Annotated in this window: 11 protein-coding genes and 2 pseudogenes; 9 read left to right on the top strand and 4 right to left on the bottom strand. The window is 55.2% G+C overall.

The genetic code is table 11. The annotated features are described in order from the left end of the window. The first annotated feature begins 169 nt into the window (after window positions 1-169). The 3 genes from AC2FLE_RS12545 (at window position 170) to AC2FLE_RS12555 (ending at window position 2,383) form a co-directional block, all read left to right on the top strand. Window positions 170-748: a tyrosine-type recombinase/integrase gene (locus AC2FLE_RS12545; RefSeq protein WP_496697411.1), complete on the top strand. Its 579-nt coding sequence runs from the start codon at window positions 170-172 to the stop codon at window positions 746-748. A 562-nt stretch (window positions 749-1,310) separates the two neighbouring features. Further along, window positions 1,311-1,676 carry a MerR family transcriptional regulator gene (locus AC2FLE_RS12550; RefSeq protein WP_299893248.1) on the top strand — a complete coding sequence of 122 codons (366 nt, stop codon included), beginning with the start codon at window positions 1,311-1,313 and terminating at the stop codon, window positions 1,674-1,676. Then, entirely contained in the window at window positions 1,673-2,383 is a 711-nt protein-coding gene (locus AC2FLE_RS12555; protein WP_299893246.1) for a transporter substrate-binding domain-containing protein, read from the top strand. Before AC2FLE_RS12550 ends, AC2FLE_RS12555 begins: the two co-directional genes overlap by 4 nt. Window positions 2,384-2,847: 464 nt before the next feature. Here AC2FLE_RS12555 and AC2FLE_RS12560 read toward each other — a convergent pair whose 3' ends face one another. The 4 genes and pseudogenes from AC2FLE_RS12560 to AC2FLE_RS12575 all read right to left on the bottom strand — a co-directional run. After that, window positions 2,848-3,444: a hypothetical protein gene (locus AC2FLE_RS12560; protein WP_496697414.1), complete on the bottom strand. Its 597-nt coding sequence runs from the start codon at window positions 3,442-3,444 to the stop codon at window positions 2,848-2,850. Beyond that, window positions 3,437-3,988 carry a hypothetical protein gene (locus AC2FLE_RS12565; protein WP_496697416.1) on the bottom strand — a complete coding sequence of 184 codons (552 nt, stop codon included), beginning with the start codon at window positions 3,986-3,988 and terminating at the stop codon, window positions 3,437-3,439. The genes AC2FLE_RS12560 and AC2FLE_RS12565 overlap by 8 nt, the downstream gene beginning before the upstream one ends. 229 nt (window positions 3,989-4,217) lie before the next feature. Continuing rightward, the gene (locus AC2FLE_RS12570; RefSeq protein ID WP_496697418.1) at window positions 4,218-5,177 is read right to left on the bottom strand and encodes an IS110 family RNA-guided transposase; all 960 of its coding nucleotides are present in this window, start codon (window positions 5,175-5,177) and stop codon (window positions 4,218-4,220) included. 200 nt (window positions 5,178-5,377) lie between these two features. Then, window positions 5,378-5,908: pseudogene (locus tag AC2FLE_RS12575) on the bottom strand (transposase); the annotation flags it as partial. Window positions 5,909-6,002: 94 nt separating this feature from the next. Here AC2FLE_RS12575 and AC2FLE_RS12580 point away from each other — a divergent pair. The 6 genes and pseudogenes from AC2FLE_RS12580 to AC2FLE_RS12605 all read left to right on the top strand — a co-directional run bounded on the left by AC2FLE_RS12580 (window position 6,003) and on the right by AC2FLE_RS12605 (window position 13,887). Beyond that, a complete protein-coding gene (locus tag AC2FLE_RS12580) occupies window positions 6,003-6,497 on the top strand; it encodes a hypothetical protein (RefSeq protein ID WP_496697493.1) in 495 nt (164 codons plus the stop codon). Between the two features lie 132 nt (window positions 6,498-6,629). Next, window positions 6,630-6,740 (top strand): annotated as a pseudogene (locus AC2FLE_RS12585) (transposase); the annotation flags it as partial. A 419-nt stretch (window positions 6,741-7,159) separates the two neighbouring features. After that, on the top strand, window positions 7,160-9,142 hold the full coding sequence (locus tag AC2FLE_RS12590; RefSeq protein ID WP_496697419.1) for a heparinase II/III domain-containing protein: 1,983 nt from the start codon (window positions 7,160-7,162) through the stop codon (window positions 9,140-9,142). Window positions 9,143-9,267: 125 nt separating this feature from the next. Next, window positions 9,268-12,069: a xanthine dehydrogenase family protein molybdopterin-binding subunit gene (locus tag AC2FLE_RS12595; RefSeq protein WP_496697420.1), complete on the top strand. Its 2,802-nt coding sequence runs from the start codon at window positions 9,268-9,270 to the stop codon at window positions 12,067-12,069. A gap of 1 nt (window position 12,070) precedes the next feature. After that, window positions 12,071-12,589 (top strand): (2Fe-2S)-binding protein, encoded by a 519-nt coding sequence (locus AC2FLE_RS12600; protein ID WP_496697422.1) that lies wholly within the window; start codon window positions 12,071-12,073, stop codon window positions 12,587-12,589. 2 nt (window positions 12,590-12,591) lie between these two features. Further along, window positions 12,592-13,887 (top strand): c-type cytochrome, encoded by a 1,296-nt coding sequence (locus tag AC2FLE_RS12605; protein ID WP_496697424.1) that lies wholly within the window; start codon window positions 12,592-12,594, stop codon window positions 13,885-13,887. Window positions 13,888-13,891: the final 4 nt, after the last annotated feature.

Below are 13,891 nucleotides of genomic sequence, written 5' to 3' on the forward strand. Positions count from 1 at the left end.
TCTAGGCCATCGGCGCAGTTCGCCCTTGGACCTCCAAGCCGCCGAAAGCGCTCGCAGAAGATGCCCATTTGAGTGGCTGCCCTAAACGGGCGATCAGCCCTGCTTGCACAATCGCCCAGTCAGCACGGTGCTGATGACGGGGCGTGGAGGGAGGATCGGAGGGCAAATCATGCCAAGAGTCCAACTTCCCGCAGTTACCCCCATGTGCAAAGCCTGGAACAAAGGGCGCATCATCGGACAGAAACGTCCACTGCTGCCAAAACAGGTTTGGGCGATCCGTGCTCGATTCGAGCTTGCAGGCAATCTGCGCGACCTGACTTTGTTCAACGTCGCCATCGACAGCAAGCTTCGAGGCTGTGATCTGGTCAAGCTAACCGTGCCTGATCTTATCAAAAACCATCGCGTCCGGGAACGTGTTTCGGTGATCCAGAGCAAAACCAAGCGACCCGTTCAATTTGAACTGTCGGAAAACACGCGAAAAACCGTTCTGGCCTGGGTCAGAACTCCAGAGATGCTTGCTTGCCTGTTCATGTTTCCAAGCCGGTTTCACGACCGACCACACATCTCGACGCGTCAGTACGCACGGCTTATTCGCGACTGTGTGAAGGCGATCGGGCTGGAGCCGAGTGGATACGGTTTACACTCGCTCCGCCGCACAAAGGCGGCCGAGATCTATCGTAAGACGGGCAACCTTCGCGCGGCGCAACTGCTCCTTGACCACACCAAAGTCGACAGCACGATGCGTTAACTTGGTGTCGAATTGGAAGATGCTCTGAGCATAGCCGAGCGCATCGACATATGACCTACCTTGGCGAGCGGTTCTGCCGTTCGCCATCTCATAACGCGATAAACGGCGACTTCGGCGATATGAGTTGCAAAACAGCGATAGCCATGCCGCAGATGCGAGGTATTTCTGCGCCAGCAATAGCTGCGACTGCACAAGTCCGGTTTGTCCGCATCTTTCATATTGGCGTAGCGTGCGGCGAAAGATCGGTCTTGGGTCAGGCACAATCGGGGGCCCTGAACGACCGGTCTGGCGACATCCGCTGCGACACAACGATGAACGTGCCGCGCGTGCGAACGAATGCTGCATCAGCGAAGCCCGATAAGTGAACGACCGGAAAGTCCCGCTAGGCCGACCTTGATGCCGTCTGAACCGACCCGATGACCAACTGAAACCGTTAGATGACCGGTTCGAGCCCATTAGCAACGGTTGCTGCACGATGCACGAAGGTCAGCTTTTCAAAGATCGCTATTGACTTAGAGTTACTCTAACCCGCTACCCAATGGTGAGAGGAGCACTTGCGAAGATGAGAATTGCTGAAGCTGTGGAAGCCTGTGGGCTATCCGCACATACGATAAGATTCTACGAGAAATCGGGAATGCTGCCAGAGATCGAACGTGGTGCCGATGGGCACCGTCGGTTCACACCTCGTTTGATCGAGTGGCTGACTCTGCTCTACTGGCTGCGCGAAACTGGCATGTCACTTAAGCAAATGCGTCGGTTCACGACTCTTGCCAAAGCAGGCGATGCCGGTATCGAAGAACGCCGCCAAATCCTGTTGGATCACGCGGCAACGCTGAAGGCAAAACGCGCAACGCTCGAAAAATGCGAAAGCATCCTTGCCATCAAGATCGCCAGCTATGGCCCGGACAACAAGGAGGATGACCCATGAAGTTTGCCTACCTGATCGAACCGCCATTCAACTATGTCGATGCTTCAGGCTGCGTCACGGGTTGCGATGTTGAACTCGCCCGGTATGTGTTTGCGGAAATTGGCATTGCAGATTTTGAACCGGTAGAAACGGAATTTGCAGAACTTTTACCCGGTGTCGCAGATGGCCGATGGCGCATGACGACGGGCCTATTTGGAACTGATGAGCGCAGGAAGAGCGCATTGTTCAGCCGCCCGATCTGGGCGCTACCCGACGGGCTGCTGGTTGCTAGGGGCAATCAGTTAGGTTTGGGCGGTTATCAATCGATTGCCGACAACTCTGAGGTCCGGATAGCGGTTATCCGCGACCAGTTTCAGCATCGTTCGGCGGTCGAATTTGGCGTCAGTGCAGACCGGATTGTGATTTTCGAAACCTATACCGAAGCCGCTCAAGCTGTTCGCCAAGCCACTGTCGACGCCTACGCTAGCGTCGGTCGAGCGCATGGCGGCTTTATCGAGCAGAACCCGGAATGGGGGCTGGAACTGATCCTTGTGCCAAATTCGGAAAAACCTCCTGCGTTTGGGTCATTCGCTTTTGGTTTGAACGACACAGAGCTTCTGAATGAAGTCGATGCAGCTCTTTCGCGATTCCTCGGGACCGATGCCCACCGGAAGATGGTCGCTTCTTTTGGTTTCTCTACTGCCGAAGTTGATATGGTGGCTGTCTGAAACGTCGAAAGCTGACTTTGGCCGCGGCACGCAAAGTCCTGCCCTTGCGCATCGATACTGCCCAAATACCTTGAAACGAGCCCAGGGGCCCCAGTGCTGCCCGATGCGCGAATGGTGGCTTTTGAGAGGCTTCTACAAAAGTTGCTTGACCTCCATCGCAATGTTGCAAGCTAACAGTTCAGCAACGAACAATAGAAGGGTGTTGTGTCTCGACCGTTTGCGAAAAGCCACTTTTGCTGTGGCACTACACCCACAATGTGTGAAACACATTCTTCACCAGACCTATGCCGGCAAGCTCCCAGTCCGCCATCTTGCTGACCACCTGATGGGTCCCATCTTCAAAACCTTGCAGATGAAAGATCAGGGGATGTCCATTCCATCAGAAATCAACTCAACCGATGCTGCCTTACGAAAACTTTGCGACAGAGCCGGAGAACACTGCCCAGCCGAACCCACCTTTGAAGTCATTTTGGGTCATTTGGATTTAGGATGTAATCTAAAGGGTTACCTGTGGCCAAATTTGCGACGTCTCCAAGACAGATAAAACAGTCGTCAATTACGATGTATGCCTGATCAATCTCGGTGATTTCCTCGCCCTCGATAAGTTTGTACCCGAACATGAAATCGTCACCTGATGCCCTTGGGTTTGTCAGTTCGACGATCAATGAAACGGGATTGCCATTTTGCTGGCCAACAAGAGCGGCGTTTGGTGGATCAGAAGCAAAGCTATCGTCTCCCTCGCTCCAGATTTTTACCAGATGTTCACTTGGGATGGCTGCGGCGGCCCGGTGCGGCCGATCCGTGAACATAATGAGGTTCTTGTCGGCCCCCACCAGCGTGAGCACACCGTCGGACATCGCGGCCTTGTCGCTGTGCTGTACAAGGAGAACGCTTTCCGCAGTCGTAAAGTCTTGGGGTGACTCTGCCACGACTGCGGTTGCAAAGCCAACTGAAGTAATCGCGATGGAAAAAGGCGTGATGTACTGATTCATTTTTGATCCTCGAAAAAGCATCTTTGGTGCGGCGTAAATACCTTGTTTTGCGGCAGAAAACCTAGTCATTCGTGTCCGCCCAATTCAGCTCGCCGGACGGCGCCGGAATTCCGACAGCTGTGTCAATGGTGGATAATGTCGACGCGACGTTGAAGCCCAAATAGCTCAAATCTATCACAACATAAGGGTTTTTGATTGTTCCGTGAGCATCGCCTTTGATGACCTTGTATTGATAACTCATCGCACCATCGCTAAGCGCTGGGTCTGTTATCTCGACAATCAAGGAAACGGGTTTCCCATCTTCGGTTTCGCCGACCAGTGCGGCATTCGGCGGATCGGCGGCAAAACTATCGTCCCCTTCTCCCCATCTCGTTACAAGCTCAGACACCGGTATTGTGGATGCAGCCCGATGAGGTCGATCAGTAAACACGACGATGCTGTTGTCCGCGCCCTCCAGTGTAAGTGTTGTGCCTGCAAACGTCGCCATATCTGCATGCTGAACAAACAAAAAGCTTTCAGGTGCAGTCTTGTCCTCTGATGTTTGCGCCAAGCCCGCGGTCGCGATCATACCTGTCATCATTGCTGTTCCGAGAATTCTTGCTGTCGTTATCATCTCATACTCCCTAAGCGGCTTGCTGCATCTGGGTAAATTCAAGCAGACCATTACACGAAGAACATGGTTCTTAAGACATGTTCGCTCTTTTTAAGTTCGCGTGCGCCATCACGCGTTTCAAGAGACATGGAACAGTCTTAACCAAACAACCACAAAGTGAAATCGAAATCATGTGAAACCGGCTGAGTGATCTTTCAATTCTCGCCGTTAAGCCTAGCAACTGTATTTCTCAGGGGGTCTGAGCCGACCAGTTTTGCTCAGATTTGAGGAGTGCGTTTGCGATTGTGACGAGCTTTCTAGCGACTGCTGTGATGATGACTTTGTGTGGCTTGCCCGCGTCACGCAAACGATCTGCGAAGATCTTGAGATGCGGATTGTGATGACTCGCGACGAGAGCCGCCTGGAACATGACGTGTCGTACCTGTCGCCGTCCGCCACCAATGGCGCGCTTGCCGCGCATCGCACCGCTGTCGTGAGCAATGGGAGCCAGGCCCGTGAGCGCAGCAGCTTGTTCTCCCGAGAGTTGGCCCAGTTCTGGCATTTCCGCGATCAGCATAGTGCTGGTAACGGGGCCGATCCCAGGGACAGAACGCAAGATACCAGCGGTTTGTGCAAGGCCCTGATCTGCGGCGATCGTCTGCGCAATCTGGTCTTCCAATTTACCGATCTGTCGATCCAACAGCGCCCTCAGCTCAGCATCAACTTCAGTGAATATCCCATCCGTTCCCAACTTCTCATGCGCCTTGATCTGCGCCAGAAGTCTCTTGCGCGTCTCGACAAGCTGCGCACGCTTTGATGCCAAGGCTCTGAGAAGGCGCAATTTCCCATGTGGCAGTTCGCGCCCTGCGTCTGGTCGAAATGCCATGAACCGCGCAATGAGTTCCGCGTCGATCTGATCCGTCTTGGCGCGTGTGCCACGGCTGGCGGCGAAGGCTTTGATCTGAGCTGGCGGTAACTGCCGGGTCGCAATACCGGCTGCATCCAGCGCGGTCCACAGACGCCATTCCTGCCCTCCAGTCGCCTCGAAACAAACAAGCGCGTGCGTTGATTGTGCCAGACCAACAAACTGCGCGTGGCCCTCATCGCTGTTCGGAAGCCGCAACCTACGAATGCCCGGGAGACAATGAACGTCAAGCCAATCGCGGCTGACGTCTATGCCGATGATCTGCTCGTGTGATACTTTGTTCATACCCTCTTCCTTCTGCTCCGCGGTCCAGACCGGCCGCATTCAACTGTTCGAGACGATGAAGAGAGACGGTGCTGGCTCGCTAGGAAACGTGGTCATGCCACAAGGCTCAGACGCCATACACCGCCCCGTCAGTAACCTCGGCAAAGGTGGCTGACGGGCGTTAAGTTAGCAAACTCGAGATACAGAAGGCTCAGGATCCACAGCCAGTGGATAACGGATGCTGCGGGGGCGATGGCGGAGAGGAATACCTTGAAGCAGCGGTAATAACTTGTCTCCAGGTGTATCCAACCCTTGAGCCTGCCAAACATGATTTCATTACGATTGCGTCTTTTGTATCGGCGCTTGTCCTACTTCACGGCAGTCTTGCGTTGCTTTCGCACTGGCGACCCAGGCGCGTATCCCTTTGTTTTTCAAAACATCTCGGAACCATCCTGCACAATAGCCGCGCTCCCGAGCAGCCAGTCCACATTTGGTTTGCTACTGAGCGGTTCCCGGGCATCAAAGCAATCGATCACTTGCCCCGCTGTTAAAAACGGCTGAGCGGCCGCCCTTGGCTGTCGCAGATAGCATGCAGTTTGGTATTCATGCCCCACTTGGCTCGACCAATCAGGCGGTCAGGCACCCCCCGTTCTGACGACCATGTTGTTCGCTGTGCGGGGCGCCTTCAGATGGGTCGCATCAATCGTACTTTTATTCTCTTCACCGTGCTCGGCCGATAAACCTGACATCATGCCTCTCGATGAATCTTTCTTAACTTGCAACCATAGGGCAATTGGTACCATAAAGTTCTGGCCGGAGATTGTTGCGGCCAGAAGAGCGACCTTGTTGAAGGAGAATATTGTGAAGTTCGACTTACTCAAAAAGGGATTTTTTGCAGGCCTTGTTGCTTGTGCCTCTGTAGCTGCCGCGGAAGAACCTAAGAGTTGGCTCTTTTTGGAAGTCGCTGCAAATGCGACACTCGACAATGGTAAGTTGGTGCTTGAAGGCATTGATGATCAAGTTGTTTTGTTCACGGATCGCCCTTATCGCGACACTATGGCTGCGCCTGTACAGTCGATCGTAGAGAACTGGGACAAAGGCGAAAACAGTTTTGCGGCTGACCCTCCCAATGCGGCCTTGACTGGGCTGAGCGATGGTAAACAGGTTGGATTGATCGTCACACTAAGCAATCCGAAACTGGAGGACGGCAACCTACAGTTTGACTATCAGACTGTGAACGGAATTGATGCCAGCAAGCTGGAATCCGTGTCGCTTGTGATCGACAATGCTTTGAAGTATCCCATGGATTGCATTATGGATGCTCCAAATTGCAGATGGTAGTGCATCAACCTCCGAAAGTTGGCTTTTTGTTCTAACGCTTCGTCGATGTCTGAGTTACTCCTCGAAAATCGGACTGACTGACTTTAGCTGCGATTTGTTGTCTGTTGATCTTCGACGAAGAGGAGATCAGAGATGTTGAAACGGAAGAACCATTCGCCTGAGTTCAAGGCCAAAGTTGCACTTGAGGCATTGAAGAGCAAGCGGACGGTTCCTGAGCTGGCAAACCAGTTTGGCGTTCATCCGCGATGATCCACGGCTGAAAGCGGGCCCTGCTTGAAGGCGCGTCTGGCGTGTTGGAGCGTGGCGGTAAGAAAGCCGCTGAGATTGACAAAGAGCAGGTAAAAGAGCCGCACGCCAAGATCAGGGAGCCGGCCATGGCCAACGGTTTTTGTCACCAAAGCTCAAAACGTGAATCGGCAAGTGAGGCGGAGGAAGGTTGAGCCATGCAATCCCGACCTGCCGATTGGCAAGCGGTGCAACTTGCTGTTGATCCCACGGTCATCTTTCTTCTACCAACTTAGATCAGTAGGAACAGAGAGTAGCCTAAACTACGCGGAATCTTGTCCAAACATTGGGAGTAGCTTAGGAAACGTCGCTTCGACTGGAACATTTTTGACGCTGATGGTCCCTCAATCATCGTTGGGATAAAGGACGCATTCTTAATGATCATGATCTCGGCCATCTGCAAGGGGTTGTCGCAGCTATTAACTTTCATTGCAGCCTCGGTCCTGATTGCTTTTTTCACCAATGACGCTTTGTCCGAGACGGTCGTGCCGACAATTATGCTCTCTGATGATGTTGTTGAACGCATTGAAAAATTGAGAAAAACAGATGCGGTTGTCGCCTCGAACTATGAAGCATTACTTGCGGCCGCTGAGGCTTACTTGGACAGCGCTACGATTGTAGACGCGCTCAAAACTAACGATTCCGTGTTGCAGAATGGGTTTGTCGGGTTTGACCAGAAGCCGGTTGAGCGCCTGACGACTTTGGGCATGGCGTGGCGACTAACCCGCGACAAGCGATTTGCTGAACGAACCAAACTGGAACTTTTGCAACTCGCAGATCTGGAGACATGGCATCCTGAGCATTTTTTGGGATTGAGCAGAGTGACCTTGGCGGTTGCGCTTGGCTACAATTGGATCAGTGAAACACTTGATGAAAACGAACACTCGGCCATCAGGTCCGCCCTTATCGGCAAAGCGTTGAACGAGGCCACTGGGATCTATGAGCTGGACAAAGCTAACTTCGACAAGGGGTGGGTTGTCCCGCAACGTTGGGTGCATCCGACACCGGTTCCAAACACTTTGCCCGATGGCACCGCAACTGCAGATATCACCTGGCCTGTTGCATCGTTTAACTGGAATATCATCTGCAATACCGGAATGATCGTTGCAGCCCTTGCGGTTTCTGAAGCTGAACCTGAGCTTGCGGACCAGATTATCGAAAATGCTCAGGCCTCTCTCCGAAATGGGTTTGCCATGTTTGCGCCGGACGGAGCGTGGCCAGAAGGTCCAATGTATGGCGCATTGTCCGCGCGCGATGCGGCCATAGCGATCACGTCTTTGGAATCGGTACTCGGGCATGATTTTGACTTGTCCAGAACAGACGGATTGGCAAATTTTGGCGACTATCTCACCCATGTAACGGCCCCGAGCGGCATGTTGTTCAACTACGGCGACAGCGATACAAACACTGACCTGGTCGCCCTGACCTGGCTCGCGTCGCATTTCAACCGGCCCGATTACAATCAGCGCACGCCCAATTCCAAACCCTCGTCACACATTGCGCTGGATTTGATCTGGCGACAGGGCTCCGAGGCTAGGCTCGTCGACGGTCGGCAAAACTCGTTCTGGTTCGGCGGGCTTGGTCTGGTGACGATGCGATCTGCATGGGATGACCCAAAAGCAACCTTTGTGGGCTTCAAATCCGGCCCTTTGCGCAGTCACCACAACAACCTTGATGCAGGCACATTTGTTCTTGAAGCAAATGGCGTGAGATGGGCAACCGATCTTGGGATTGGCAACTACCATCTGCCCGGATATTTCACGAACAAACGCTTTGACTATTACCGCACTGCTACGATTGGTCAGAACACGCTGGTTTTTGGTTCAGAAAATCAGAAAACGACAGGGCGCGCTCAGATCGAAGAGTTCGGGCAGTTCTCTGATTTCACCTTTGCAATCGCGGATCTTTCAGAGCCTTATGGCCGGCCCATCGGCGCCGTAAAACGTGGCATTGCGCTGATCAATGAAGCGTCGGTTTTGGTACAGGACGAAATCCAACGAGGTCACGCAGACCCGGTTTCCTGGACCATGCATACCGAAGCAAAGGTCAGTATCGACGGGCAAACTGCGATCCTGCAAAAAGATGGGCAGGAACTACGGGCACATATTCTTTCACCGCCTGAGGCGGTGTTTTCAATGCGTTCGGCAAACCCATGCGACACGCCATACAGCTCGGATTGTGCCGATCAGAACCCCAATGCCGGTGTTAGCAGATTGATGATCGATGTGCAGGCTCAAGACTCGGGCGCATTGCAAACGATCGCTGTTCTGTTTGAGAACGCCACAGGCAATGCTGACAACACGGTAGTTCCATTGAGCGAATGGCGGTTGAAGGCCACGTTGTCGAATAATGCCCGATAGGGCCAGACCCTTAATCCGGGTCCCGTAATTTTTTTGGCGGTTTTCTGGTGGTTTAATGTCGTTTCACTTCAAATAACATATTGACCGCTTATGGTGGTCATAAGGCAGCTTAGGGCAGATCGACCATGACTCAGTCACCGCATTTCTGGACCCGCAGGCGTCTGTTAATAACGGCGGGCATGGTGGGTGCGTCCGAAGCGCTCAAACCCACGATGACCTATGCATTCTCACCCGGGGAACCTTCGCCGATTGAGCCCGGTTGGAGCGGACCGGACGGAACCGATATCAATTATCGCATTGATGGGTATGCCAAAGTTACCGGGGCCAAGCTTTATGCAAGCGACGTGCGTGGCACAGATTTAGACGGCTGGCCGGATGATATGAGCTATGCTACGCTCGTTTTGTCGCCGCAGGCTGACAAGGTTTTCAAAGGGTTGGACTTGTCCGGGCTGGGTGACCAGATGCAACCGGACCGGGTTGTTACCGCTGATGATCTGGACAAGGCTGGACTGGCCGCAACCGGGTTCTTCAATACTGACCTGTTCTGCAAGCCCGGAACTGTGCCGCTGTATTTGGGGCAACCCGTTGCGTTGCTGATCTACGATGACCTCGCAACCTTTCAGCGCGCACAGCATTTTCTGGTGGGCAATGATGCCATTTTTGCCTTAGGCGACACGCGGCCTCCTGCCGAAGAAACCCCATATGGTGCGTATCGCTTTACCCGCATTGCAGGCGACAGCCCTTACGGGCCGGACGTATACTCGCCCCTGCTGGACGGGTGGGTCGGACCGCGCCGGTTGCGCGACACCGAAGCCCCGGTCTGGGCCAAGGCTGATGCGATAGGTACCGCCCCCGAGCAGGCGAGTTTCTATGGCAACCAGATCAGAGCCGATCTTAAGGACGGTAAATCCGGCAAGCTATATTCCCAAGATTTTCAAACCCAGTCGATCGATCATGTCTTCATGGAACCCGAGGCCGGGCTGGCAACCTATCAAGCAGCGGACAAGAAATTGTCCCTGATGCTTGGGGTCCAGTCGCCACAAGCTATTCTGACGGCCGTTGGCAATCTGGTGCAATCCGCCAAACCACCGCACAAGGTGGGCGAGGTCGATGGCCACTTTTCGTCGATGGGGGGCGGTTTTGGCGGAAAAGATCACACCATTCTGCCGCTGTATGTTGCGCTTGCCGGGCTGTTCTCGCCGGGTCGCACGACGCGCCTGGCGCTGAACCGCTTTCAACAATTCCAGCTAGGATTAAAGCGTCACGCCTTCGAGATCAAAAACCAACTGGCCGTTGATCCTGAAACCGGCCAGTTCCAGGCTTATGTGTGCGATCTTGTCTGTAACGGCGGCGGGCGCGCCAATTTCTCGACCGTTGTGGCCCATGTTGGGGCGACCAACGCGACCTCAATCTACTACGTTCCCAAAAGCGACGTCACGGCGACGGCCACGAAATCCATTGCCGTCCCTGCTGGGTCGATGCGCGGTTTTGGAACTCTGCAGACGATGACCGCGATGGAATGCCTGGTCGACGAAGTGGCCATTGATCTGGGAAAAGACCCGTTCGAGCTGCGCCGCCAGAACGCTCTGCGCACCGGGTATTTGAACCTGACCGGCAACGCCGCCAGTGGCGCGGCGCGATCCGTCGAAGTCCTTGACCGGCTGGAACAAAGTGCGCTCTGGCAGAGCCGTGCTCAAGACAAAAGCGCATATGAATCTGCCAATCCGGGCAAGACCTATGGCGTTGGGGTCGCGTGCGTGATGAAGGATTACGGAGGCGGCGGCGATGCAACCCGCGCATCCGTCACCTTGTCGCCCGAGGGTAGGATCACGCTGCACAGCGACGGGGTGGAAATGGGCACTGGCCTGTCAACTGCCTCGGCCCGGCGCGTCGGGGATTACATGGGGCGAAATGCCGATAAGGTCGAGATGTTCGTGCAGGGGGCCTGGGACGCGCTAAAGCTGGAAACCTCAGGCAATGCCTGGGCGATCACTCAGGCCGACCAGGACAAGGCGGCGAAGAACCCGCGCTGGGTGCCCTTGATCGGATCACCTACGGGCGCGTCTGTCGGGGCCAGCGTCAACAGCCACGGGCCAGCGCAGGCGGCGTATGTCATCATGCGATACGGCCTCTGGCCCGCCGCCCTTTCGATCTGGAGCGAGGGTCCGTTGTCCGGCGAGGCCGCAGGCGAATTCCTGACATTTGACAAGATGCGCTGGGTCGATGGCAAACTGACCGGCGCAGGAATGGAGCCCCTGACACTGGAACAGCTCGCATCCCGTGCGCACCGTGATGGCCTGGTGACCGGGGCCATGGTGCATGGCTTCAACCGCTGGTCCTGGACCACAGCGACGTTCCCGATCAAAGGTGAATCCGAGACGCTGGCGATTGACGCTTTGGCCATCCGGCAAGGCGGCGAGGATTGGACATTGATTGACCGGACCGAGGTCAATTTCCCTTCGACCGAGTTTGAAAAGGTTGGCGTCAACTATTACGCCGCCTGTGGCGCCGTGGTGGGTTTAGCTGTCGACAAGGTCAGCGGAGACGTCAAAGTCGAGGCCGTCCATCAGGTCTTGGAATGCGGTCGCCCAATCGTTCCCGAACTGGTGTCGGGCATTTCGCAGGGCGGGATCGCCATGGGTATTGGATACGCTCTGTACGAAGATCTGCCGCTTTACGACGGCGGACCCGGCGACGGAACTTGGAACCTGAACCGGTATCACATCCCAAAGGCTGCTCAGGTCCCGGTGTGGAAAACAACGCTCGAAGTGTTGGACCCGATCAGTGATACAGACCCGCCAAAGGGCATGGGTGAGGTTGTGATGATCCCTGTCGTCCCTGCCATTCTGAACGGCATTAACAACGCGGTCGGCGCGCGGGTGAACTCTCTGCCCGCCACGCCGGACAAGATCAGAGAGGCGTTGTGAAATGGCCCGGTTAACAATGAAAGTGAACGGCAAGGACGTTGGTCCGCACGATGTGCCCGATGACCTGCCGATGGTAAGCTATCTGAACGATGTGCTGGGCCTGACCGGTACGAAGTTCAGCTGTGGCATCGGCGTCTGCCATGCGTGCGTTGTGATAGTCGAGGAACCAGACGGCACCGTTACCACGCGGCGCACTTGCATTGCGGGGGCAACGTCCTTTGCCGATAGCTCAGTCACAACGGTCGAGGGGCATGCCTCCGACGGCAAACTGTCACCTGTACAGCAGGCCTTTGTCGACAATTTCGCTTTTCAGTGCGGGTATTGCACGCCGGGGTTTGTCAACGCGGGCACCGCACTGATCGCACAGCTACGCGCGAACCCGGTTGCCAAAGATCAGGTCGAGCAGGCCGTCCACACAGGATTGGGTGACCACGTCTGCAGGTGCAGCGGTTATGTCCGATACTTTGAGGCAATGCGTGATCTGATCCTGTCGGACGCCACTCTGACCAAAGAGGAATAGGTATGGGACGCGTTCTGAAAGCACTTGCAACTCTTGGAGCGTTAGGCGGCCTGGGATATCTTGCATTCGCATACTTCTGGGGTGTCCCGACGGTGGAACAGCGCCCGTTGGCCACGGATCAGGCCAGCATCGACGCAGGAGAGTATCTGACAACTCTGGGCGATTGCGTGTCCTGCCACACCGCGGAAACCGGTGCATCCTTCGCAGGGGGCCGGTTTCTGGAAACACCATTTGGCGGCGGGATTTATTCGGCGAATATCACCCCTTCAGCCCAAGGGATCGGCGATATGACATCCGTCGAATTCTATCAGGTGCTGGCATTCGGTGCGGATAACATCTGGGCCCCGATCTACCCGGCCATGCCCTACACCTCGTACCATCTGGTTACCCGCGACGACAGCGATGCCATCTTTGCTTATCTCATGAGCCTTGATCCGGTCGACGCGGCGGTTCCGGAAAACACATTGCCATTCCCTTTCAACATCCGCTTGTCTTTGTTCGGCTGGAACGCATTGTTCGCCGACCGGCATCCGTTTGAACCCGATCCATCGCGGAGTGATGTTTGGAACCGGGGCGCGTATCTGGTCAACGGTCTGGGACATTGCGGTGAGTGCCACTCGCCCCGCAATGCCTTGGGCGCGCTTGAGAATGATAGGGCGCTAAGCGGCGCGCAGCTGACTGATTTTGAGGCACCCGACATCACCACAGCCGGACTGGCCCGGCAAGGTTGGACGCACGCCGATCTGACCTCATTTTTTGCGACAGGGACCGGGCCACAGGGAACAGCGTTCGGAGAGATGCATCTGGCGATCAAGAACTCGCTCAGCAAAGCTGAACCCGGGGACCGATCGGCCATCGCCATCTATCTGCTGAATCTGGATACAGCGCCGCCCGAAACGGGAAGCACTGATGATGGCGGACAATCCGAAGCAACCTCTGGTGTCGCCCAATTATCCCATATCTATGATGCGGCCCGGGGCAGATCGCTATACCTCAGCAACTGCTCCTTGTGCCATGGGGGCGAGGGCCAGGGCATTCCCGGGGTAATGCCTGCACTGTCCGGAAACAGCACCGTATCCCAGGCTGACGCGGTGAACTTGGTATTGGTCATCGATCAAGGGTTGGAGGCAACCGGCACAGGTTCGGATTTCGGCCCAATGCCCTCGTTTGGTGGGCGGCTCAGCGTCGTAGAGATGACCGACCTAGTAAATTACCTGCGCGTGGAATTCGGCAATACGGGCCTGCCAACGGTAGAAGCGGCATCCGTTCAAACAATACTTAATGAATCCCGGCAGTAGGTTG

Source organism: Ruegeria sp. CDSA077, assembly GCF_059612265.1.

What these genes read in the sequence shown, in the direction of transcription:
- AC2FLE_RS12605 (WP_496697424.1), top strand. Translation starts at nt 12,592, where the DNA reads ATGGGACGCGTTCTGAAAGCACTTGCAACTCTTGGAGCGTTAGGCGGC.
- AC2FLE_RS12600 (WP_496697422.1), top strand. Translation starts at nt 12,071, where the DNA reads ATGGCCCGGTTAACAATGAAAGTGAACGGCAAGGACGTTGGTCCGCAC.
- AC2FLE_RS12555 (WP_299893246.1), top strand. Translation starts at nt 1,673, where the DNA reads ATGAAGTTTGCCTACCTGATCGAACCGCCATTCAACTATGTCGATGCT.
- AC2FLE_RS12560 (WP_496697414.1), bottom strand. Translation starts at nt 3,444, where the DNA reads ATGACTAGGTTTTCTGCCGCAAAACAAGGTATTTACGCCGCACCAAAG.
- AC2FLE_RS12565 (WP_496697416.1), bottom strand. Translation starts at nt 3,988, where the DNA reads ATGATAACGACAGCAAGAATTCTCGGAACAGCAATGATGACAGGTATG.
- AC2FLE_RS12550 (WP_299893248.1), top strand. Translation starts at nt 1,311, where the DNA reads ATGAGAATTGCTGAAGCTGTGGAAGCCTGTGGGCTATCCGCACATACG.
- AC2FLE_RS12590 (WP_496697419.1), top strand. Translation starts at nt 7,160, where the DNA reads ATGATCATGATCTCGGCCATCTGCAAGGGGTTGTCGCAGCTATTAACT.
- AC2FLE_RS12570 (WP_496697418.1), bottom strand. Translation starts at nt 5,177, where the DNA reads ATGAACAAAGTATCACACGAGCAGATCATCGGCATAGACGTCAGCCGC.
- AC2FLE_RS12545 (WP_496697411.1), top strand. Translation starts at nt 170, where the DNA reads ATGCCAAGAGTCCAACTTCCCGCAGTTACCCCCATGTGCAAAGCCTGG.
- AC2FLE_RS12595 (WP_496697420.1), top strand. Translation starts at nt 9,268, where the DNA reads ATGACTCAGTCACCGCATTTCTGGACCCGCAGGCGTCTGTTAATAACG.